At 45.7% G+C, this 20,365-nt stretch carries 21 protein-coding genes; 13 read left to right on the top strand and 8 right to left on the bottom strand.

From position 1 onward, the window contains the following. Window positions 1–141 precede the first annotated feature (141 nt). The gene (ompW, locus tag R7Q39_RS02530) at window positions 142–783 is read right to left on the bottom strand and encodes an outer membrane protein OmpW (protein ID WP_017634373.1); all 642 of its coding nucleotides are present in this window, start codon (window positions 781–783) and stop codon (window positions 142–144) included. A 495-nt stretch (window positions 784–1,278) separates the two neighbouring features. Here ompW and R7Q39_RS02525 point away from each other — a divergent pair, with 495 nt between their 5' ends. Genes R7Q39_RS02525 through R7Q39_RS02515 form a run of 3 tightly spaced genes read left to right on the top strand, consistent with a single transcriptional unit; the run spans window position 1,279 to window position 2,909 of the window. Then, window positions 1,279–1,929, top strand: coding sequence for a Qnr family pentapeptide repeat protein (locus tag R7Q39_RS02525; RefSeq protein ID WP_005374358.1), 651 nt, complete (start codon window positions 1,279–1,281; stop codon window positions 1,927–1,929). 9 nt (window positions 1,930–1,938) lie between these two features. Further along, entirely contained in the window at window positions 1,939–2,250 is a 312-nt protein-coding gene (locus tag R7Q39_RS02520; protein WP_005383281.1) for a cupin domain-containing protein, read from the top strand. Between the two features lie 38 nt (window positions 2,251–2,288). Next, the gene (locus tag R7Q39_RS02515) at window positions 2,289–2,909 is read left to right on the top strand and encodes an HAD-IB family hydrolase (RefSeq protein WP_154204125.1); all 621 of its coding nucleotides are present in this window, start codon (window positions 2,289–2,291) and stop codon (window positions 2,907–2,909) included. A 116-nt stretch (window positions 2,910–3,025) separates the two neighbouring features. On the opposite strand, the gene R7Q39_RS02510 is transcribed toward R7Q39_RS02515, so the two are convergent. Both R7Q39_RS02510 and R7Q39_RS02505 read right to left on the bottom strand, forming a co-directional pair. Continuing rightward, window positions 3,026–4,204 (bottom strand): lytic polysaccharide monooxygenase, encoded by a 1,179-nt coding sequence (locus R7Q39_RS02510; protein WP_047102501.1) that lies wholly within the window; start codon window positions 4,202–4,204, stop codon window positions 3,026–3,028. Window positions 4,205–4,418: 214 nt separating this feature from the next. Next, window positions 4,419–4,859 carry an Lrp/AsnC family transcriptional regulator gene (locus tag R7Q39_RS02505; RefSeq protein ID WP_005482841.1) on the bottom strand — a complete coding sequence of 147 codons (441 nt, stop codon included), beginning with the start codon at window positions 4,857–4,859 and terminating at the stop codon, window positions 4,419–4,421. Window positions 4,860–4,973: 114 nt separating this feature from the next. Between R7Q39_RS02505 and R7Q39_RS02500 the strand changes: the two genes are divergently transcribed. After that, window positions 4,974–5,558 carry a LysE family translocator gene (locus R7Q39_RS02500; protein ID WP_318075732.1) on the top strand — a complete coding sequence of 195 codons (585 nt, stop codon included), beginning with the start codon at window positions 4,974–4,976 and terminating at the stop codon, window positions 5,556–5,558. Window positions 5,559–5,737: 179 nt separating this feature from the next. Continuing rightward, window positions 5,738–6,511: a siderophore-interacting protein gene (locus tag R7Q39_RS02495; RefSeq protein WP_033907208.1), complete on the top strand. Its 774-nt coding sequence runs from the start codon at window positions 5,738–5,740 to the stop codon at window positions 6,509–6,511. Between the two features lie 99 nt (window positions 6,512–6,610). On the opposite strand, the gene R7Q39_RS02490 is transcribed toward R7Q39_RS02495, so the two are convergent. Together R7Q39_RS02490 and R7Q39_RS02485 are read right to left on the bottom strand one after the other, a co-directional pair. After that, window positions 6,611–7,483 carry a LysR family transcriptional regulator gene (locus R7Q39_RS02490; RefSeq protein ID WP_017633836.1) on the bottom strand — a complete coding sequence of 291 codons (873 nt, stop codon included), beginning with the start codon at window positions 7,481–7,483 and terminating at the stop codon, window positions 6,611–6,613. Window positions 7,484–7,563: 80 nt separating this feature from the next. Beyond that, the gene (locus R7Q39_RS02485; protein ID WP_054576499.1) at window positions 7,564–8,370 is read right to left on the bottom strand and encodes an arylamine N-acetyltransferase family protein; all 807 of its coding nucleotides are present in this window, start codon (window positions 8,368–8,370) and stop codon (window positions 7,564–7,566) included. A gap of 293 nt (window positions 8,371–8,663) precedes the next feature. On the opposite strand from R7Q39_RS02485, the gene R7Q39_RS02480 reads away from it, so the two are divergent. From R7Q39_RS02480 to R7Q39_RS02460, 5 genes are all read left to right on the top strand, one after another. Continuing rightward, the gene (locus tag R7Q39_RS02480; RefSeq protein WP_017633834.1) at window positions 8,664–9,812 is read left to right on the top strand and encodes an S-(hydroxymethyl)glutathione dehydrogenase/class III alcohol dehydrogenase; all 1,149 of its coding nucleotides are present in this window, start codon (window positions 8,664–8,666) and stop codon (window positions 9,810–9,812) included. 62 nt (window positions 9,813–9,874) lie between these two features. Then, on the top strand, window positions 9,875–10,714 hold the full coding sequence (gene fghA / locus R7Q39_RS02475; RefSeq protein ID WP_005374382.1) for an S-formylglutathione hydrolase: 840 nt from the start codon (window positions 9,875–9,877) through the stop codon (window positions 10,712–10,714). A 444-nt stretch (window positions 10,715–11,158) separates the two neighbouring features. Further along, entirely contained in the window at window positions 11,159–11,614 is a 456-nt protein-coding gene (locus R7Q39_RS02470) for an oxidoreductase (RefSeq protein ID WP_318075740.1), read from the top strand. Window positions 11,615–11,619: 5 nt separating this feature from the next. Next, window positions 11,620–12,717 (top strand): GGDEF domain-containing protein, encoded by a 1,098-nt coding sequence (locus R7Q39_RS02465; protein ID WP_005383270.1) that lies wholly within the window; start codon window positions 11,620–11,622, stop codon window positions 12,715–12,717. 24 nt (window positions 12,718–12,741) lie between these two features. Beyond that, on the top strand, window positions 12,742–13,131 hold the full coding sequence (locus tag R7Q39_RS02460) for a hypothetical protein (protein ID WP_318075731.1): 390 nt from the start codon (window positions 12,742–12,744) through the stop codon (window positions 13,129–13,131). 107 nt (window positions 13,132–13,238) lie between these two features. On the opposite strand, the gene R7Q39_RS02455 is transcribed toward R7Q39_RS02460, so the two are convergent. Together R7Q39_RS02455 and R7Q39_RS02450 are read right to left on the bottom strand one after the other, a co-directional pair. After that, the gene (locus R7Q39_RS02455) at window positions 13,239–14,042 is read right to left on the bottom strand and encodes an HAD family hydrolase (RefSeq protein ID WP_318075730.1); all 804 of its coding nucleotides are present in this window, start codon (window positions 14,040–14,042) and stop codon (window positions 13,239–13,241) included. 95 nt (window positions 14,043–14,137) lie between these two features. Beyond that, the gene (locus tag R7Q39_RS02450) at window positions 14,138–15,025 is read right to left on the bottom strand and encodes a LysR family transcriptional regulator (RefSeq protein ID WP_025553238.1); all 888 of its coding nucleotides are present in this window, start codon (window positions 15,023–15,025) and stop codon (window positions 14,138–14,140) included. Between the two features lie 126 nt (window positions 15,026–15,151). On the opposite strand from R7Q39_RS02450, the gene R7Q39_RS02445 reads away from it, so the two are divergent. From R7Q39_RS02445 to R7Q39_RS02435, 3 genes are all read left to right on the top strand, one after another. Next, a complete protein-coding gene (locus tag R7Q39_RS02445) occupies window positions 15,152–16,018 on the top strand; it encodes an MBL fold metallo-hydrolase (RefSeq protein WP_025545336.1) in 867 nt (288 codons plus the stop codon). Next, on the top strand, window positions 16,012–16,632 hold the full coding sequence (locus R7Q39_RS02440; protein ID WP_229602079.1) for a DsbA family protein: 621 nt from the start codon (window positions 16,012–16,014) through the stop codon (window positions 16,630–16,632). The genes R7Q39_RS02445 and R7Q39_RS02440 overlap by 7 nt, the downstream gene beginning before the upstream one ends. A 117-nt stretch (window positions 16,633–16,749) precedes the next feature. Beyond that, the gene (locus tag R7Q39_RS02435) at window positions 16,750–18,429 is read left to right on the top strand and encodes an RluA family pseudouridine synthase (protein WP_025628835.1); all 1,680 of its coding nucleotides are present in this window, start codon (window positions 16,750–16,752) and stop codon (window positions 18,427–18,429) included. Between the two features lie 97 nt (window positions 18,430–18,526). On the opposite strand, the gene R7Q39_RS02430 is transcribed toward R7Q39_RS02435, so the two are convergent. Continuing rightward, window positions 18,527–19,867, bottom strand: a complete 1,341-nt coding sequence (locus tag R7Q39_RS02430; RefSeq protein ID WP_258487762.1) for an MATE family efflux transporter — start codon at window positions 19,865–19,867, stop codon at window positions 18,527–18,529. Between the last annotated feature and the right edge of the window lie 498 nt (window positions 19,868–20,365).

The raw sequence follows: 20,365 nt of genomic DNA, 5'->3' as shown, positions 1-20,365 counted from the left end.
AGGTAAAGATCCAATTTTGCATGTTGCTAAGTGGAGTAAATGATGTGCAATCAAAACGAGGATAAAAAAGAGGGGCAGTCCCCGTAACCACCCCCAAAGTCATGCCAATAATAGTAATGTGCGTGTAACTACTGGTTTTTCTTAGAACTTGTAACCGCCGCTGATCATAAATACCCAAGGGTTAATTTTGACGTCGGTTTTTTGCTTCACTCCACCTGCTTTATAAGTTGCTTCTGTCTCAATGTTTGCGTACCACGCAGCGGCGTTGAGGAACCATTGATCGTTGATCATGTAATCCACACCAATATTCGCTGCTAGACCGAATGAATCATCTAATTTCAAATCTGACAGGTCAGCGCCTTTACCCGTACTATTGAAATCTTCATCAAAGAATATGGTGTAGTTCAGACCTGCACCAACGTATGGACGGAACTTACTTTGAGACTCGCCAAAATAGTACTGCACCATTAGCGTTGGTGGTAAATGTTTGGTTTTCGCGATATCACTACCAACCAAATCTGTCGAAATGTCATGGCTGAATGGTGTTGCTGCTAGAAGCTCTAAACTGATGTTGTCTGTGAACATGTAGCCAAACGTCAAACCAAGCTGCGTATTTGAGTCAACTTCTAACTCTTCTTGAGAACCAAGAATCTTATCACTGCTGTCATTTGGAACGACAGACGCCGCACCAACACGAAGAACGAAGTCACCTTGTTTATGAGCGAAAACACTTGGTGACACGAGTGCAGCAACCACTGCTAGACTGCAGATTGTTTTTTTCATTTTTATTTCCTTTCGTAGGGCTTCGTTATGTCGTACCCAAAGGGGTGCCTGCTAACTGATCTGAGATTTCAAGTAAACTCAGCGCCTTGAAGCACACGGGTATCTATATCTTTTTGAGCTGTGCGCAATCTAGCACATAGAAACCCTACTATTTTGATGGAAATCAATTTGTGAAAAATATAGGTTTTTTGTATGGAGAAACGCCATATTGATCAACAAATTATGCAAATAGGATACAATTCTGTAATGCAAACTGTGCGTGTGAGTTGCCATGCATACCCATAAATGCGAATCCTCTCGTTAAGGCTCGTAGCCAGCAAAAACTTTTTTCGTCCTCTACGTCTTCTATTTTCAAAAAACAACCCACTTAAAACGCTCGTTTGCCCCCTTAAAATCGCGATTTGAGGGGTTTGTAAAGCACTGAAATACAAGAAGTTATTTTTCTGGAAAATCAGTCACTTGGAGTGCTAGTCTGCTCGCAGCTAAGGAGAAGACATGTTAAAAACCGATCTCATTTTTGAACGAGAAAACTTTTCTCATCACGATTTTCAGAATGCTACCTTTAAAAACTGCCACTTTTATATGTGCTGTTTCGACCATGCCGATCTGCGCGATGCTAAGTTCATCGACTGTCGCTTTATCGAATCCAAAGCGCTAGAAGGGTGTAGTTTTCGCTTCGCGAACTTAAAAGACGCTAGCTTTACGAACTGCATGTTGGCGATGAGCCTGTTTAACGGCGCAAATTGTATGGGCTTGGAGCTACGTAAGTGCGATCTCAAAGGGGCAAACTTCCAAGGTGCGAACTTTGCTAATCGCGTCAGTAACACCATGTTTTTCTGTTCTGCTTTTATTACTGGCTGCAACCTCACCTACTGTAACTTCGAACGAGTGTTACTAGAAAAATGTGACCTCTTTGAAAACCGTTGGAACGGTGCGAACCTCGCAGGGGCAACTCTCAAAGGCTCGGATTTATCTCGCTGCGAATTCTCGCCAGAACAATGGGGAACCTTTAACGTTGAGCAATGTGATCTGACTCATGTCGAACTAGACGGGCTGGATGTTCGCCGCGTTTCTCTGTTTGGTGTTAAAATTTGTGATTGGCAACAAGAGCAATTGCTTGCGCCTTTTGGACTGATCATTCTCTAAGGAAAGGCCATGAACCTGTTTAAAGACTTACCGAATAACCTCGACGAGGAAGTGTTCGAAGACCTGCTGACCCACAAAAACCTGCGTATAGAACGCATTGTCTCAACGGGGCAAACCTCGCCCGAAAGTGGCTGGTACGATCAAGAAGAACATGAATGGGTCTTGGTTCTTAAAGGAGCTGGAGAGCTGACTTTTGAATCAGGTGTAGTGCAACGACTTGAGGCAGGCGATCACGTTACGATTCCAGCTCATACCAAACACAAAGTGAGCTGGACTGACCCAACGCAAGAAACCATCTGGTTGGCGGTGTTTTATCAATAAACACAAAACGATCTTAAACCCAAAAATAGGCGCTGAGTTTGCTCGATACTACTAAGCCGTCACTGGCACTGTTTGATTTTGATGGCACCATCACCCGAGAGGATATGTTTAGCCTTTTCCTCCACTATTCTGCTTATGGCCTGCGCAAACGAGTAGGAAAGGTCGCTATCATGCCATTTTATGCGCTGTACAAACTCGGAGTGTTACCCGCTCGTGTTATGCGCCCTCTCAGCAGTTTTATTGCATTTTCAGGGAAAGAAACGCAGAAAATTGAAGCGATTGGCACTCAGTTTGCCCATGAAGTGATCCCGCTGTACTTACGGCCAGAAGCGATGGACAGGCTGGCTTGGCATCAACACCGAGGCGATACCATCGTAGTGGTGTCGGCATCACTCAATGCGTATCTCAAGCCTTGGTGTGAGGCGAACGGTTACCACTTGCTGTGCAGTGAACTGATCTCAGAACAGCCAAAACTGAGTGGCTTTTACCAGCAAGGTGATTGCAGTTTAGAAAGAAAAGTCTCACGCGTGAAAGCGGCGTTTTCGCTCGACGAATTTGCGTCTGTTTATGCCTACGGTGATACACACGAAGACATTCCGATGCTAAAACTGGCAGACTACGCGATGCTCAACTGGAGCGAGTGGAGAGCAAGCGAATAACGATATGTGCTCTGATTTTCAAGACAACCACTCAACCAAAGTGATCGTTTTAGACTGAAAAAACAAACCCTTCTCACATAAGAAGGGTTTTATTGATCAGGGCCCAAATAACTGGCTTAACGCCATACACCCCATTGACCCGTTGTGCCTGGTTCCTCACCAGACGTCCACCACTGGGCAGTCCATTCTTTGCCGTTGTGCGTCACCACATCACCTTGGTTGTAAACGGCCGTCTTGTCCCACAAGTTGGTTGGTTCAACTGGTGGCGGTACATCCGCTTTGATCAGTGACAACGCATAACTGAAGTCTGCACTTGGCGCTAATACTTGGTTTGCATTCACGTTCTTACTATCGAACATGTAGTGATTCATCTCTTGATGCCAAATGCCCACATACCAATCGCCCGTTTGCTGCGCGTTAAATTGATCTGCTATTTCTGCCGCCCAAGTAGCCGTATTGTTTGTGCTGATTGGTAGTGAAATATCGACAATTTCATTCCCCGTCGCATTAAACGTACGAAAACGGATGGTGTCACCCGCTTCTACTGGTCCGAAACCTTGCTGAACAAAGTAGCCTAGAGATGTCAGATTATTGCCCGGTTCGGTTGGATCAACAGGGTCAGTCGGTGGCGTCGTGCCTGTTCCGTTTAACGTAATGTCACTACAGTTGTAGAAACCTTCCCCAGCGACATCAATACGCTGCCAACGAGTGTAAAGTACCGCATCGCCCGAACGATCAGCAGGGAAAGTCACCTGAATACGGTAGCGTTTTTCCGCATCAACATACACATCACCTGCGGTGTCGATCAGCTCTAAATCACTCCAAGTAAGAGGTTTTGAATCATCATAAGTTGGCTTGGTGAGATAGAATTCCCAGTACGATGGGTTGTGCGGCGCTTTGCCGTAAAACACCAATTCAATCTGGTTATTTGCATCTGGCGTAACATTGGTGCGCTGCCAGTTTGGAGAAGGAATGTTCAAGCCTTTCTTAGCTGTATCGCCAGCAGAACATAGCTCACCGTCGCGAACCACGGCTTTCACATGCTCCATATCTCGGTAATTTGGTACGTTTGCTGCAATTTCGCTACGCTGCACAAACGGATACGCGCCAGATTCATCAAAAGCCGCTTTACACGCTTGGTTAGGGATCTCGTTGGTCCAAAAGCCACCGTCTAAATAACACGTATTTTGACGAGCACTTGGAAACTCTACCCAGCCGTGGGCGTTGACGTTAAATGAGCTCAATGCGGCAACAGCGCTTAAGCTCAAAAGAGGAAGTGTTACATGTGATTTCATCGTTCATCCTTAATTTTGCTGACTCGCCGCTCTGAAACACAAGCGGTTTAAGCAAAACTAGCAGGATGGGATTATTTAGAAGGTGAGAATAAATATGGAAATTGTAAGAGTGCCATCTGCTTTCCAGCATTTGTTGTGAACCATTCTCATACTCGACTGACTCTTTCGAGTCACTTCAAATTCATGTGCCACAAAAACTGTCACCCTCGTTTGGCTATCGCTCGTCTTTTGGTGTGTCCATCACCACCATCGTTGTGATCGACTTGACGTGTTCGCACTCACCCAACACATCAGCGTGAAACGCTTTATAAGCGGCGAGATCTTGCGTTTCCACACGCAGCAAGTACTCGTTCGCACCAGTGATGTTGTGACATTCCACCACCTCGTTTACAAAACGCACATGCTCTTCGAAACCCAACTGCGCCTGCTTAGAGTGCGAGGCCAAACCAATCGACACATAAGCGACAAAACCCACGCCAAGTTGCTGATTATCCAGTACCGCTCGGTAGCCTTTGATCACGCCTTTACGCTCTAAATCTTGCACTCGGCGTAAGGTTGCAGACGGAGATAAACCAACGCGTTCCGACAGCTCCACATTGGAGATTCTTCCGTCTCGTTTGAGCACTTGCAATATTCTTTCGTCAAATCTATCCATGATGATGTTTCATTGCTTATTTAGTTTCTAATCATCAAATAAAAGCACAATATTGACCTCAGTTCTACTTATAGTTGTTCTCAACTTATCGAGAACTGATTCAAGGAACAATCTATGGAATATCATCAACTGGGCGCTTTGGCGTTGTTCGCTTTTGTCTCCACTTTTACGCCGGGTCCCAATAACATTATGTTGATGACCTCAGGGGCAAATGTCGGCTTTAAACACACTATCCCACACATGTTGGGCATTACCTTCGGCTTTGGTGCCATGCTAATTTTGGTGGGTATTGGCTTGATGAGCCTGTTCCATGCCTACCCGCTAACCCACTCGATTTTAAAAGTATTGAGCTTGAGTTATTTGCTGTACTTGACGTACAAAATCGCCACCAGCGACAAAACAGAAGCAAAACACGATTTTCGCCCGATGTCTTTTTTAGGGGCTGTTGCATTCCAATGGGTGAACCCAAAAGGTTGGTCGATGGCGTTGACGGCCATTACGGTATACACCAGTGGCGGTTCTTGGCTCGAACTGACTTTTATCGCCGGTATCTTCTGTTTAGCTAACTTGCCATCGGTGACATTTTGGACGGCGGCAGGTATGCAATTGCAGCGTTGGTTGACCACCGATAAACGCGTTAAGGGGTTCAACTACAGTATGGCTGCGCTGTTGCTTTTGTCTACGATTCCAATGATATAAGTCCATTTATGGTTAAAAAACGACTCACTTTACGTGGTTAGAGAAAGGATAGAGGTAATATTTTTCTTGAGGCTTTGGCGTTAATTCACAGTGTAAATTTGTTTAAAGACGCTACCCTCTTGTTAGGGAACTTGATAATCTTTAAATGAGAAAGAGAATAATTATCGAGTAAAGTAACAATGAAAAAGAAGCCTCAACCTAAAACGCTTGTTGTCACAGACACAGAAACCATCACTCCAAACATGCAGCGCATTACCTTGCAAGGTGAGGCGCTGAGCCACTTTCCTCGTGACTGCGAAGGCAGTTACATCAAATTACTGTTTAACGATATGGGCGGCGCGGATCTGAGCATCCTGTCAGAAGACGACCGACCAATCATGCGCACCTACACTATTCGACGCTTTCATCCAGAAACCAGTTCAATCGAAGTGGATTTCGTCCGACACGTAACGCAAGATCTGCAATGCGGATTTGCAGCGCGTTGGGCAATGGCCGCGCAAAAAGGCGACACGATCAGCATTGTTGGGCCAGGTAGCATCTCCAACTTAAATACTGAGGCGGATTGGTTCTTCATGGCTGCCGATATGACAGCACTTCCAGCACTTTCTGCGAAAATTCGTACGCTGCCAGAAGAGGCCAAAGGCTACGCTGTGATCAGCGTGATGTCTCCAGCCGACATTCAACCCCTAAACACGCCAGCCGATATGGAGTTGATTTGGCTAACCGAACAGCAAACCTTGGCTGATAGCGTTCGCGAACTCGAGTGGTTAGATGGTAACGCTTCGGTATGGTGTGCGTGTGAGTTCGATTCAATGCGTGCGCTGCGCCAATATTTCCGCAACGAAAAAGAAGTCGATCGCGAGAATATCTACATCAGCAGCTATTGGAAGCAAGGCGTGTCTGAAGATGGGCACAAAGTGATTAAACGTGAAGACGCGGAATCCAACCAATAGTGATTCATGTCTTTTCGATTCCAGCTCTCATCCTAATAAAAACGCCCGGCATCACCGGGCGTTTTAGCAACTTCAGTTGTATTAAAGTTCATGAAAACTCTAATCCGCTAGTTCCTGCGCTAAAAAGTCGATCAACAACCTCACTTTGGGCGATAAATTTCGGCTTTGTGGATACAGTGCCCAAATGCCTTCACGGTCGTCTCGGTAATCGGTCAGCACCTCGACTAGCTCACCGTTATCTAGAGCTTCTTGAACGTAATAGTCCGGCAACTGCACTAAACCCAAACCACGTTTGGCGGCGCCCATTAGCGCAAAACCACTATTGCATTTAATTCTCCCCGATACGCGCAAAGACTTATCGCGTTTATTTTCCTTAAAATGCCAATAATCGACCGAACCAACTAGGCACTGATGTCGAGCCAGTTCGGATAATGTGTGAGGCTCGCCAAATCGCTCCAAATACATAGGGCTAGCACACACGTAATTTTGACGCGACGAAAGACGCTTTGCGATCATGCTGGAATCTTGCAGGCGGCCAAGACGAATCGCCACGTCTACCCCTTGCTCTATCAAATCCAGTTTTTGATTGGTCAGAACTAAATCGAGATCCACACGCGGGTACTTCTCCAAAAACTGATGCAAGAGCGGTGCGAGGTTCATTTCCCCATAGGTCACAGGCGCTGTCACACGCAGCAAACCTCGCGGTTCGGTTTGCATTTGCGTTACAGCAAGCTCAGCTAGTTCTAGCCCTTCGACCAAGTGTTTGCACTGCTGATAATAAAGCTGTCCAGCTTCAGACAGAGAAACTTTTCGCGTCGTGCGATGCAGTAACTTAACCGCAAGACGCTCTTCAAGTGCCGATACGCGGCGACTGATTTGTGCCACTGACGTTTTCAGTTTAGCCGCGGCAGCTGTAAAGCTGTTAGTTTCCGCTACGGCAACAAACTCGCTGACTCCTTCCCAATTCGCCATGCTGTATTCCTGTCGACCTCTTCTAGACAAATAGTGATTACATTGTTCTCGTCGCGCTACGCTTTGAAAACTGGAAAACTTTACGCGTCAGGTAACGGACGAAGATCGTCGTATTGCGCATCAAGCTCAATGCCAAAATATTCTTTCAACGCATCCAGGTAGGTTTGACCTGGCTCTAGCTCTATTTCTGTTAGCGCTTCATGATTGGTGCATCTGAGTGTGTAGTTAAGCAGCGTCACCAACCCACTTTCTGTCGCTCTAGCAGCGACTCTTGCGCTAGTAAAACGTGAATTAGGCGAAGTCGAGGTAAAGAAGTTGCTACATGCAATGTCACCAGCAAACACAAACTCTAGGTCAAAGCTGTATAGATTGTTCCACGTGTCCGTTCCATCGGTTGAAAGCACTTGGAGGAAATAACCAAACTGAGCATCTTTGACAAAACGGAAGGTTTGTAAATCCGTCTGAATCACTTGGTCAAGGATAAATGGCAATGGCGCTCGAGGGGTATTGGAGCCAAAACCCACATCGACAATCCATGTTTGTTCCTCTAACGTCACTAACGTGATTTGATGACTACGACCTGTTGGTGTACCAGACACATGTACACGCCCTAGCAAACTTCGCGCTTCAAACCCAAGAGTGTTGAGCACATCAAGCATTAAACCATTTAATTCAAAGCAGTAACCACCGCGAGAGTGGTACACGGTTTTTTGAATAATATCTTCAATCTCAACAGAGACGCCTCGCTGCAATGCGATGTCAAAATTCTCAAACGGCAGGCAACGATGCTGCGCCACGTGAATTCTGTGCAATGACTCCAAATCGGCGGGCAATTCACTAGGCAAGCCTAGCTTGGTTAAATAGGCACTCAGATCCGTCTTATTCATAATCACTCTTACTTAGCTGATGGTTTGACAGTTTTCTACTTTAGCCCCTCTATCTAACTTCAGGTCAATCACCTTTTCCATTTCCCTTCCGCTTTAAGGAGGCATCGCACTCTTTTTACACGCTCACCTTATCATTATTACGCATATGTAAAAATCATTTTCAAAATGGACGGATTATCATTTTTACTGAAACACCTAAAATGAGCACCAACAAAACGACGAAGCGCGGTAAGCAAACCTTAACTACGCTTATTACGTCACTCCATATACTGAAAATATAAAGGAAACATCCAATGTCGCTTGAAATCAAACCTGGTCAAACTCACATAAAATCAAAAGCAATGGTCGCTTGGGCTGCAGGTGAGCCGCTTAAAATGGAAGAAGTTGATGTACAACTTCCAAAAGCCGGCGAAGTGCTAGTACGCATCGTAGCAACTGGTGTTTGTCACACTGACGCATTCACACTATCAGGTGACGATCCAGAAGGTATCTTCCCTTCAATCCTTGGTCACGAAGGTGGCGGTATCGTTGAAATGGTTGGCGAAGGCGTAACAAGCGTTGAAGTTGGCGACCACGTTATCCCACTTTACACTGCTGAATGTGGTGAGTGTAAGTTCTGTAAATCTGGCAAAACGAACCTATGTCAGGCCGTTCGTGAAACGCAAGGTAAAGGCCTAATGCCAGATGGCACAAGCCGATTCTCTATCAACGGCGAAACTATCTTCCACTACATGGGTTGTTCTACTTTCTCTGAGTACACGGTTCTTCCAGAAATCTCACTAGCGAAAGTAAACAAAGAAGCACCACTTGAAGAAGTTTGTCTTCTAGGTTGTGGCGTAACCACTGGTATGGGTGCGGTATTAAACACAGCTAAAGTTGAAAAAGGCGACACAGTGGCAATCTTTGGTCTCGGCGGTATCGGTCTTTCTGCAATCATCGGTGCTCGCATGGCTGGTGCCAGCCGCATCATCGGTGTAGACATCAACGAAAGCAAATTCGACCTAGCGAAACAACTTGGTGCAACTGACGTAATCAACCCACAAAAATTCGACAAGCCAATTCAAGAAGTGATTGTTGAAATGACAGACGGTGGTGTTGACTACTCATTCGAATGTATCGGTAACGTAAACGTGATGCGCCAAGCACTTGAGTGCTGTCACAAAGGTTGGGGTGAGTCAGTCATCATTGGTGTTGCTGGTGCAGGTCAAGAGATCTCAACTCGTCCATTCCAACTGGTAACTGGTCGTGTATGGCGTGGCAGCGCTTTCGGTGGCGTTAAAGGTCGCTCTGAGCTTCCAGAAATCGTAAACCGTTACATGGCTGGTGAATTCGGCTTACAGGAGTTCATTACCCACACAATGGGATTAGCAGACGTCAACAAAGCGTTTGATCTGATGCATGAAGGTAAGAGCATCCGAACAGTTATCCATATGGATCAATAATGCTGCCTCAGGCTCTCCTTTTGGGGAGCCTGAATTCCTTCTGCTAATTAGAGAGTTTATTCATGACCATTGAAAATGTAAGCCAAGCCAAAGTGTTTGGCGGTTGGCACAAGCAATATACACACGAATCCAATGCCCTAAACTGCACCATGCGCTTCGCGATATTCTTGCCACCTAACGCCACGAAATCAAATCCCGTACCCGCGCTATACTGGCTCTCTGGTTTAACGTGTACCGATGAGAACTTTATGCAGAAAGCGGGCGCATTTCGTATGGCGGCCGAGCTTGGCATTGCGATCATTGCACCAGACACAAGTCCGAGAGGCGAAGGTATCGCTGACGACGAAAGCTATGACCTAGGAAAAGGAGCTGGCTTTTACCTTAATGCGACGCAAGCACCTTGGTCACTGCATTACTGTATGTACGACTATGTGACTGAGGAGTTGCCTGCGATCATCGAAAGTAACTTCCCAGTCTCTGACGTGAAGTCAATTTCCGGTCACAGTATGGGCGGCCACGGAGCGCTCACCATTGGTCTGAAAAATTCAGAACAGTACCGTTCTATTTCAGCGTTCAGTCCAATCAGTAACCCAATGCAATGCCCTTGGGGACAAAAAGCCTTTACTGCTTACTTAGGCAAGGAGCTTGAAAGCTGGAAGCAATACGATGCAAGTGAACTTCTAAAACAACAACAATCACCATTACCAATTTTGGTTGATCAAGGTGATGCTGATGGCTTCTTAAATGAGCAGCTTAGACCGGAAGCGCTGATTGCTGCGGCAAAAATACACGATTCAAACCTAACCTTGAGAATGCAACCAGGCTATGACCATAGCTATTACTTCATCTCAAGCTTTATTGAAGAGCACCTCAACTTCCATGCAAAATATTTGTTTGCATAGTTAATTTAAGTAAGCTCATGAAATAAAAAATAAAGTCACCAAAACTAGGTGACTTTATTTTCTTTACGTACTAACAAATACATATCTGAATATCGATGATTTAAATATGTAAAATAATGTAACTTAAGAACAAATTCGACGTCCATTTCTCGCCTTATTAAATTCTCATTTCCGACACAGTATCTTTATTAAAAATGAAACAAAGTTGCACTAAAAACCAGTTAAATACCGCGAAATCATTACGAAACTCTACCATCATCCCAATACTCTGAGCTTTTAATTAAGAAGCAACTTAATAACCTTGACGTGACGTAAACCGACAGTTATTTTTGAAACATAACGTATTATAAAATCTCATCCGGTTGGCTCTATAATTATAAATAAATTACCGCTAGCACCTTTGTCCTAGCTAAGAAAAAAGAATAAAACTCAAAAGGGCATATGATGAAAAAGATAGTCGCGCTAGGTCTGTTTTTTGTTGCGCCATTCTTGTCTGCAAATACGATCGTATTTAGTAGTAGCCAGCAGCCTAGTGTCATACTGGAACTGGAAGAGATCCAAGCTTTACCTACCACTAGCTACACGATGACATTGCCTTGGCTTTCTGCTTCGTCAGAGTTTTTAGGCGTTAAACTCAGCACGCTTCTTACACACGTCTACGGAAAGGTACCAGAGCAGGTTGATATCAGCAGCTTAAACGACTATCACTCGACATTGTCCCGACAAGATATTCTTCGATATCAACCAATACTGGCTTATCAACAAGATCAGAATTACATAAAAGTCAGGAATAAAGGCCCTTTCTGGGTGATATATCCACTCAATCTCTATCCAGAGCTAAACTACAATAAATATCATGCGCAAATGGTATGGCAAGTAAATGAAATAAAAGAAAAATAATAAGAATGAAGTTATCAGAACCCTATTCTAAGAAACAAAGAATATTGCAATATTCTACCACCAGCAAAATGCTGCTGGTGGTGTTTGCCGTTTCTTTGCTTCTCGCGAATGTCGTGCTTTTACAGCAAACACGTTCACTCTCACAAAATTTTAATAACGAACAAAAACAAGCGACTTGGTTTTTATTCCAACTCTCCAAAGAACTATCAGAACTTGTCGGCGAGGCCAGACGGTTAGATGAAAACGTATTGAATATTGATGGTGCAGAGCTTCAATACGAGTTAGCGTGGAGCCGCTTTGACTTATTGACCAGTAGCACGAAAGCCAATAAGTTCTTTTCTCGGAACAACATGCACCTTTACTTCATTAACCTTTTTGAAGAGTTCAAAGAGCTAGAAAAACAACTAGTAGAAGCTAGAACAGGTGATAGCCAAGCTGCTGCTGCATTTTATCGTTCAACTCAAACACTATATTTAGGCTTAATAGACTTCGTTAATCAAAACTTCCGTCTAAGCAGTAAAGCTTATGAAGCACAAAAAGGTCAAACCCAGCGCTTAATGCAAGCACAATATATGTTGTTTGCGACGTTCGTTTTGTCGATTATCTCTCTAACTTATTTCTTTTATCGTGAATCCCATTTCCATAGAAAATTGGCGCTAAGCGACCCTTTGACGAACCTAGGGAACCGCAATGCACTATTCATAACCCTAAACAAATTTACTCAAGAAAAAAGGCCCTTTTCTCTCTGGATTCTAGATTTAAATGGTTTTAAAGAAGTCAACGACACACACGGACACCAAGTTGGCGACACTGTACTGCGGGAAATCGCTAGGCGGCTTAATTCTATGGCACTCAATGATTTTACTGTTTATCGCATGGGAGGAGATGAGTTCGCGGTTATCCTTGAAGGTGAACATCTCAATGAAGAGAACGTACGTGAGCAGATAAATACCGTCTTTGATGCACAAATATTAAACTCCGATAAAGTCTCAACACTTTCAACAAGCATGGGCTTAGCGCAATACCCTAAAGACAGTGACAATGTTGACTTTCTTATCAGCATAGCGGATAAGCGCATGTACAAAATGAAATTTCAACGTTAAACGGTATATATGATGAGAAAGTTCATGCAAGTACTGTTTCTACTGGCAGTCATTGCGGCAGGTGTGTTGGCTTGGGTATTTATCCCATCGCACGAAACCATCGGGCAAAAAACGCTTGAGCAGGCACTCAACGACGACTACAGCCTCGTTGGACATCGAATCTACTCAACCGATCCGGATGCTGGTAACCGATTCGGGTACTTCGTATTGGCAACGGGCCAGAGCATTGAAGAGCAAGAGCCGTTTTTGGTCACTTCGGATCAGTTTATTCGCATGGAACAAACGGGTGATAACACCTTGTCTGTGACCGTCAATGGCCGTATCTACCAATACCACAACGACTTGTGGGTACCAAAATCGGATGGAAAGTTGCAGCACTTTTTAGTCAGCGCAACTGCCAACTACGTGCGCTAAAAAACGGGAACACTACTACCCCTCCCACCACACACAAAAAAAACAAAGCCCCGCATGCACTGCGGGGCTTTTTACGTTAAGAAGAAAGTAACATCGAAAGGAGGGCGTTACTTCGCTAACACTTTCTCTTTAATCACTTTGAGTACCCCAGCCTCTTGGTTGCTTGGCGCAGAATAACGAGCGATTTTCTTAATCTCTTCATGCGCGTTGGCAACCGCGTACGAATGCTCACTGACTTGCAGCATTTCGAGGTCGTTGAGGTAATCACCAAACGTCATGGTTTCTGCCGGAGTAAAATTCATCGTCTCTTGAAGGTGCTTAATGGCCGCGCCTTTAGACGCCTCGGCATTCATCACATCCAGCCAAATTTTTGCGCTCACTACAACTTTATGCGTTGCGCCAAACTTCGCGTTCATGGTCGGGAACAGGAGCTCTTCCGAACCGTCAAAGTGACAAATCGCTACCTTGATGAACTCATCTTCGACCTCAAGCAAATCCGCCACCGTTTCACAGCGATGGTAGTACTTTTGAAACTCTTCCAGTGATTGCTGATCATGCGTTTCGATGTACGCCGAGCGCTTGCCACACAATACGATGTTCGCTCCGTCAATTTCACGAGCCGCTTTCACAATCTCCGCCACTTCCGCTTTAGGAATTGTGCAACTGTAGAGCTCTTTGTCTTGGTACATCACCAAGGTGCCATTTTCGGCCACACACAACACTCGATCTTTGATTGGCGCGAACGTGTCTCGCAGACTGTAATACTGACGACCAGACGCAGCGGAGAACAAAATGCCTTGCTCTTCCAGTTGCAAAAACAGGTCGAAAAACTCTGGATCCAAACGACCGTATTGGTCAAGCAAAGTGCCATCCATATCGGAAGCAATAAATTTGATGCGAACTTGTGACATTAACTAAAACTCTAAATGACGCTGCGAAAAATATATCCATGTAAGGTACAGGATCTTGTATGAATCTCAAGTCGGGATGACGACGCCTTTCGCAATTACCAAGGGTGCAGTTTAAAGTAATCTTCACTGTGATCGATGAAGGCTCTCACCGCAGGAGACAAGTGTTTGCGCGATGAATACAGCGCGTAAATGTTGAGATCATTTGGCTTCCAATCCGGCAACACCGACTCAAGCTGACCCGATTGCAGATAGATATTGCTCAAATAGGTTGGCAACATCGAAATACCCATGCCTTGCAAAGCGCCATGCAATAACGCCGTGGCCTCATTGCTGGTTAGGCGACACTCAATTCCCACCGATTCGAACTGGTCGCCCTGAGACAAATGCCACACGTGACGCTCAAAGTTTTTGTACCCCAAACAGTCGTGTGAAGATAAATCTCGGGGATGCGTGATCGCGTGGTGAGTTTGCAAGTATTGCGGCGATGCCACCAACACCGATTCACACACCGCAATCGGCTTACCAATCAAAGAAGGATCGGGATCTGACGCAATTCGGATTGCCAGATCGATACGTTGCTCGGTTAGATCACTCACTGAATCTTGCAGATCTATGTCGATATGCACTTTGGGGTGCTTTTGCATAAAACTGTTTACTGCTGGGATCAACTGTGAGAATCCAAATGAAGTGCTAGACGCGAGACGGATTTTTCCGGACAGTTCACCATCAACGGCAATATTCGACGTCAACGTATCGGCCTGTTTTAACCAGCGCTCAATCTGAGGCAAGCTGCGTTCCCCTGCGGTGGTGAGCGACACCTTGCGCGTGGTGCGGTGCAACAAACGAGTTTGCAGCCAGTTCTCCATCGCCTCTACATAACGAGTCACCATTGGCCGAGACATGTCTAACCGCTCTGCGGTCGCGGTAAAACTGCCAGAATACACCACATCCACAAATACTTTTGCTGCCGTTACTCTGTCCATACATTTGCTCGAAATAAGAAATAGTGATGCACATTATTGTGTATTTTTCCGAGCGTATCAATTTCCTAATATAGCTCCCGTTCCCAAGCCATCGTCGCTTGGCCCCAAATTCTTTAGGAGCTTATTATGAAAAAATTCACTTTGATTGCTGCATCCGTTTTAATGGCAAGCCCTGTCCTAGCGGCAAACCACTCTCCCCTTACCCTTGAGGTTTACAACGCCGACGGTAACAGCTTCCACGTTAACTCAACCTTGGTATACGGTGAGACTGACGCCATGGTCATCGACACTGGCTTCACCAAAGCTGACGCGATGCGCATTGCCGCTAAAGTGTTGGACTCAGGCAAAACGCTTAAAACCATTTTTATCAGCCAAGCGGACCCAGACTACTACTTTGGCGCAGAGGCCTTACACCAACAGTTCCCTGATGCGCAGATCATCGCAACGCCTGCGGTTCAAAAAATTATTAAAGAGAAATTGGCTGGAAAGCTGGCGTACTGGGGACCAAAGCTGGGCGCAAACGCACCGGTAAAACCAGTGATCCCTGTCGCGTACGATAAAGCATCATTAGAGCTAGAAGGTCATAAGATTGAAATTCGTGGTAACCATGGCACATCAGCACACCGCCCTTACCTATGGATTCCAGATAACAAAGCGATTCTAGGTAACGTAGCCGTGTACTCAAACGTACATTTGTGGATGGCCGATGCCGCTGACCAAACCGCTATCAATGCTTGGGAGCAACAGCTTAGCGAGATGCTTGCGCTTAAACCTCAAGTGGTCATCCCTGGTCACATGAAAGCAGGCACAAAGCTGAACGCAGACACCATTCACTACTCGCAACAATATTTGCAGGATTTTCAGCAAGCGAAAAAACACAGCAATAACAGCGTTCAACTCATTGACACCATGTCAGCGAAATACCCAGAAGCTCAATTGCCAATCGCGCTAGAAATCGGTGCGAAAGTGCATACTGGTGAAATGTCATGGTAACCGTGCATTACTTCTTCGATCCCATGTGTGGTTGGTGCTACGGGGCATCACCACTCATCGAAGCCTTGATGGACACCTCTCAATTTAAGGTAGAGCTTCATCCCGGCGGTATGATTGAGAAACGCGCGATTGAATCTGAATTTCGTCAGCACATCATCAACAGTGACGCTCGTATCACAACCGAAACCGGAGCAACGTTTGGTGAAGCATATCTGCAACGCGTGAAAAGCGAAGATGCGTTTGTTCTTGATTCTTATCTACCAACACAAGCGATCTTGAGTGCGGAGAAAATGGGGCTGAATCCATGGCACATGCTAAAGGCCATCCAATCCGCGCATTATCAGCTCGGGTTAAAAGTGAATGAAGCATCGACGCTCAAAGCCATTGCAGAATCGCTAGGTTTAGCCAGCGATACGTGGGAGCAAAACATGACGTTAAGCGAAGCCGAGCTAAACAAGAGAATTCGCTCTAGCCGACAGTTGATGCGCCAGTTACACGTTGGTGGTTATCCAACCCTGATTGCAGAAGTAAATGGCGAGTACTTGACCTTGCCGCACTCGACCTACTACGACAAACCGGCACAGTGGAAGCTTGCATTACAAAAACTGCAATAAGCTCTTCCCCACTCGCTCTTGTTCTTAATCCAAGAGCGAGTGCCAACACCGACATGGCAATCCTGACTCAAACAGGTACAATCCTCGCTCGATTTTTTACTCGCGCGGATACCCACCATGCACTCGCCTGAACATTGTTTTACTCGTTTTACTGCTGATACTTCTGACTATGAATTACCAACGCAGTTTACGTTTCCGTTCTACTACACGCCGCATCCTCTTTGCGTTATGGCCGCAAAGCAATTGCAGCAGCACTTATTAGCGCAAACCGACTTCGAACACGATTTTGGTTTGGTTAATGAAGAAACGGGGCGAGGCAAAATGTTTGGCGTATTGCTGGTAGAAAGCCCTCAAGGCGAGCTCGGCTTTTTAAGTGCGTTTTCTGGCAAAATTGCCGACCAAAACTTGATTCCAGGATTTGTCCCTCCTGTGTACGACATGCTGACCGATGAAGGCTTCTTCCGCGCAGAGACAGATGCCATCAACGCCGCCAATGCGGAGTACAAAACCTGTGCCGCGAATCCGGAATTGGCGGAGCTTAAAGCGCAAATCCAAGCCGACCGAGCCGCTTATCAGCAAGAAGAGCAAACACAGCGCCAAGTGATGATTGACGGCCGCGCCGCACGCAAGCGACAGCGCCAACAGGGCGAGCAAACGCTCAATGCCGATGATCTCAAAATCTTGTTGAATGAGTTGGGTAAGCAAAGTGTCGCCGAGAAAAACGTTCTCAAATACTTAAAGCAAGCGTGGGATGAAAAGCTTGCAATCAAAGAAGCGCGATTGGCCGAGTTAGAGCAGCAACTTGCTCACCTGAAAGAGCAGCGCAAGACACTCTCCAACGCTTTACAGCACAAACTGCATAAACAATACCGCTTCCTAAACAGCCATGGCGAAGCACGCGACTTGGTGGACATTTTTACGGACACCACAAACCCAATACCACCAGCAGGTGCAGGGGAATGTGCTGCGCCAAAACTGCTCCAATACGCGTTTAAACACGAATTCAAACCGCTGGCGTTGGCAGAATTTTGGTGGGGTGTTTCGCCAAAGTCTGAAGTTCGCCAACACAAAAAATTCTACCCATCGTGCAACAGCAAATGTCAGCCGATTTTGGGCCATATGATGCAAGGGCTGGATGTCGAACCTAACCCATTGGCGGAGAATTGGGCAGAAGACAAAGAGCTAGAGATAATCTACCAAGACGACGCTATGGTCGTCGTCAACAAGCCCTCGGGCTTACTTTCAGTGCCGGGTAAAACCATCAAAGACTCTGCTTATACTCGCCTACAAGCGATGTTCCCTGATGTGGAAGGGCCGTTTGTGATTCATCGCCTCGACATGGCGACCTCTGGCATTTTGGTGTTTGCCTTAACCAAGCGCGCGAACAAAAGTCTGCAAAAACAGTTTATGGCTCGCGGCGTACAAAAACGTTATATGGCACTGCTCGAAGGCGTATTAAACGAGCCTGAAGGGGAAATTTCACTGCCAATGCGTGGTGACCCCGACGACCGCCCACGTCAACTGGTGTGTTTTGAACACGGGAAACATGCAGAAACCTACTGGCAACTGATTGAAGTCAAAGATGGACGCAGCAAGGTATACATGTATCCGAAAACAGGGAGAACTCACCAACTACGTGTACACAGTGCTCATCACATGGGGTTAAACATGCCGATGGTTGGTGATGGTTTATACGGCGAAAAAGCGAATCGCTTGCACCTGCATGCTGAGATGCTAGAGCTGGATCATCCATACAGCAAAGAGCGCATGGTGTTCAAAGCTGAGTGCGAATTCTAACGTCTTCCCGATTTTAAATAACAAAAAGGCACTGACTAACAGTGCCTTTTTTGTTTTCTAACAACAGAATAAGCGTGATGCGCAATACCGAAAACCGTTAGCTCACCTTAAACTTGGTCCACACCTGAGAGCGCCAACGTCTTGCCATGATGATACCACGTACCCATTCATCGAGTGCGATTGCCATCCAAGCCCCTAAAACGCCATAACCCAAGTGGATGCCAAAGATGTAAGAGAAAAGCACGCCTAATCCCCACATACTCAAAATCCCCATTTGCACTGGGAACTTGATGTCACCCGCGCCTTTGAGCCCCGCGATAAAAATCAGGTTAAACACACGTCCAGCTTCGAGCAAAATTGAGCCCATGACTAACGAACTTGCCAATGCGAGTATTTCCGGTTGATCGGTAAACACGCTTAGAATCTCTTCTCTAAACAGGTAAATCAGTGTGGTTGCCGCCGTTGATGCCACAAACCCCACTAAGAAGTAGATTTGTACGCGTTTTAAAATGCTACTCACCCAACCTTTACCGATGTAGTAACCGGTCTGAATTTGCGCTGCCTGACCAATTGCCAGCGCGAAAGCAAACGAGAAACGGGCAATGTTTTGCGCATAAGTGAAAGCCGCTAACGATGCCGTCCCCATTTGCACCACAAAATACACAATGCAGATTTGCGCCACGTTGTAAGACAGCACTTCACCCGCGTTCATGCCGCCGATTTTTAAGATCTTTTTGTAAATCTCTACGGGCACTTGTTTCATGGTCGACATTGGTAGTTCAATGCTACTGCGAGCGAGAATAAACCATAACATTAACGTACCGATGACTTGGCTGACGACGGTTGCTATTGCTACACCTTGCACACCATACACAGGTAAACCGAATGGCTGGTAAAGCGCAATATAGTTACCAATGATGTTGAACACACCCGAGATCAAATTCACCACCATTGGGGAACGTGAATAACCATGACTACGCAGAATAGTTGTAAAAACAACGCCAATCGTAACGTTAAACGTCATCGCACCGCTTATCAGCAGATATTCATGAGCGTACTGCTCGACTTGCGCTTCCAAGCCGTAATACGGGAGTAGATATATCGCACCAAGCACGGCAATCACACTCAATAGCACACCGACGAGCACAGACAACGCAATACTCGCTACACCAACGCTCACTGACTCTTGCTCGCGCCCAGCGCCATTGTATTGGGCAATCAAAATCCCCGTACCGCTACTGACAAAGGTCGAAACGATGATTAAAAAGAAGGTAATCTGCGTGATCACACCAACAGCGGATACGGCTTTGTCTGAGTAGCCACTCAGCATGAACACGTCACTGGTTCCTAAAGCCGTCCGTAGCAAAATTTCGACAAGAATTGGCCAAGCTAATGCCACGATGGACATTCGTTGGTTGATGTTTTGGCTTTTAGGCATGCTTGTAACCTTTCCTACAACTAAAAACTGCCTCACAATTTTTGTGAAGCAGTTTAAAAATAGTGACTCGAACGAAGCTCGATATGAGGTTGTGATTTAGCGCGGATTCTAGTCGCATATTGGTCATAACGACAACAATATTTCGCCCTATTTCGGAAAAATATTTCTAATGCCTTTTCGAAACGACATATGCCTTAACGATAAGTAGAGCAGAGATTGGTGAACAATACTCTCAATCAACGATCACCGAACAGAATCAGGATAATCAATAGTAATATGTCTCACTAGATACATTACTTTGAGTTATCAATCCAACCATATAGAGCCATGAAGAAGCGTCATGAAAACCTGCATGCGCCACCATTCCTCTTTGAACACTCGCACCAAATCACACTGATGGCTTTGCACTAAAAATGACTGATATCACATTTGGAAACTTTGTTGTTCTATTTATCGCGAAAATACCGCCTAGAATAAGCGTACACGTTAATTAAGCAA

It is taken from the genome of Vibrio sp. 947 (genome assembly GCF_033339115.1).
In the GTDB taxonomy this organism is placed as follows: Bacteria; Pseudomonadota; Gammaproteobacteria; order Enterobacterales; family Vibrionaceae; genus Vibrio; species Vibrio alginolyticus.
The sequence above is the reverse complement of the archived record's forward strand: the minus strand, read 5'-3'. Positions and strand labels throughout refer to the sequence as shown.

Bases quoted from the DNA above. Each gene is read 5' to 3' on its own strand.
- ompW (WP_017634373.1), bottom strand. From the start codon at position 783: ATGAAAAAAACAATCTGCAGTCTAGCAGTGGTTGCTGCACTCGTGTCA.
- R7Q39_RS02525 (WP_005374358.1), top strand. From the start codon at position 1,279: ATGTTAAAAACCGATCTCATTTTTGAACGAGAAAACTTTTCTCATCAC.
- R7Q39_RS02520 (WP_005383281.1), top strand. From the start codon at position 1,939: ATGAACCTGTTTAAAGACTTACCGAATAACCTCGACGAGGAAGTGTTC.
- R7Q39_RS02510 (WP_047102501.1), bottom strand. From the start codon at position 4,204: ATGAAATCACATGTAACACTTCCTCTTTTGAGCTTAAGCGCTGTTGCC.
- R7Q39_RS02505 (WP_005482841.1), bottom strand. From the start codon at position 4,859: ATGGATAGATTTGACGAAAGAATATTGCAAGTGCTCAAACGAGACGGA.
- R7Q39_RS02500 (WP_318075732.1), top strand. From the start codon at position 4,974: ATGGAATATCATCAACTGGGCGCTTTGGCGTTGTTCGCTTTTGTCTCC.
- R7Q39_RS02495 (WP_033907208.1), top strand. From the start codon at position 5,738: ATGAAAAAGAAGCCTCAACCTAAAACGCTTGTTGTCACAGACACAGAA.
- R7Q39_RS02490 (WP_017633836.1), bottom strand. From the start codon at position 7,483: ATGGCGAATTGGGAAGGAGTCAGCGAGTTTGTTGCCGTAGCGGAAACT.
- R7Q39_RS02485 (WP_054576499.1), bottom strand. From the start codon at position 8,370: ATGAATAAGACGGATCTGAGTGCCTATTTAACCAAGCTAGGCTTGCCT.
- R7Q39_RS02480 (WP_017633834.1), top strand. From the start codon at position 8,664: ATGTCGCTTGAAATCAAACCTGGTCAAACTCACATAAAATCAAAAGCA.
- fghA (WP_005374382.1), top strand. From the start codon at position 9,875: ATGACCATTGAAAATGTAAGCCAAGCCAAAGTGTTTGGCGGTTGGCAC.
- R7Q39_RS02470 (WP_318075740.1), top strand. From the start codon at position 11,159: ATGAAAAAGATAGTCGCGCTAGGTCTGTTTTTTGTTGCGCCATTCTTG.
- R7Q39_RS02465 (WP_005383270.1), top strand. From the start codon at position 11,620: ATGAAGTTATCAGAACCCTATTCTAAGAAACAAAGAATATTGCAATAT.
- R7Q39_RS02460 (WP_318075731.1), top strand. From the start codon at position 12,742: ATGCAAGTACTGTTTCTACTGGCAGTCATTGCGGCAGGTGTGTTGGCT.
- R7Q39_RS02455 (WP_318075730.1), bottom strand. From the start codon at position 14,042: ATGTCACAAGTTCGCATCAAATTTATTGCTTCCGATATGGATGGCACT.
- R7Q39_RS02450 (WP_025553238.1), bottom strand. From the start codon at position 15,025: ATGGACAGAGTAACGGCAGCAAAAGTATTTGTGGATGTGGTGTATTCT.
- R7Q39_RS02445 (WP_025545336.1), top strand. From the start codon at position 15,152: ATGAAAAAATTCACTTTGATTGCTGCATCCGTTTTAATGGCAAGCCCT.
- R7Q39_RS02440 (WP_229602079.1), top strand. From the start codon at position 16,012: ATGGTAACCGTGCATTACTTCTTCGATCCCATGTGTGGTTGGTGCTAC.
- R7Q39_RS02435 (WP_025628835.1), top strand. From the start codon at position 16,750: ATGCACTCGCCTGAACATTGTTTTACTCGTTTTACTGCTGATACTTCT.
- R7Q39_RS02430 (WP_258487762.1), bottom strand. From the start codon at position 19,867: ATGCCTAAAAGCCAAAACATCAACCAACGAATGTCCATCGTGGCATTA.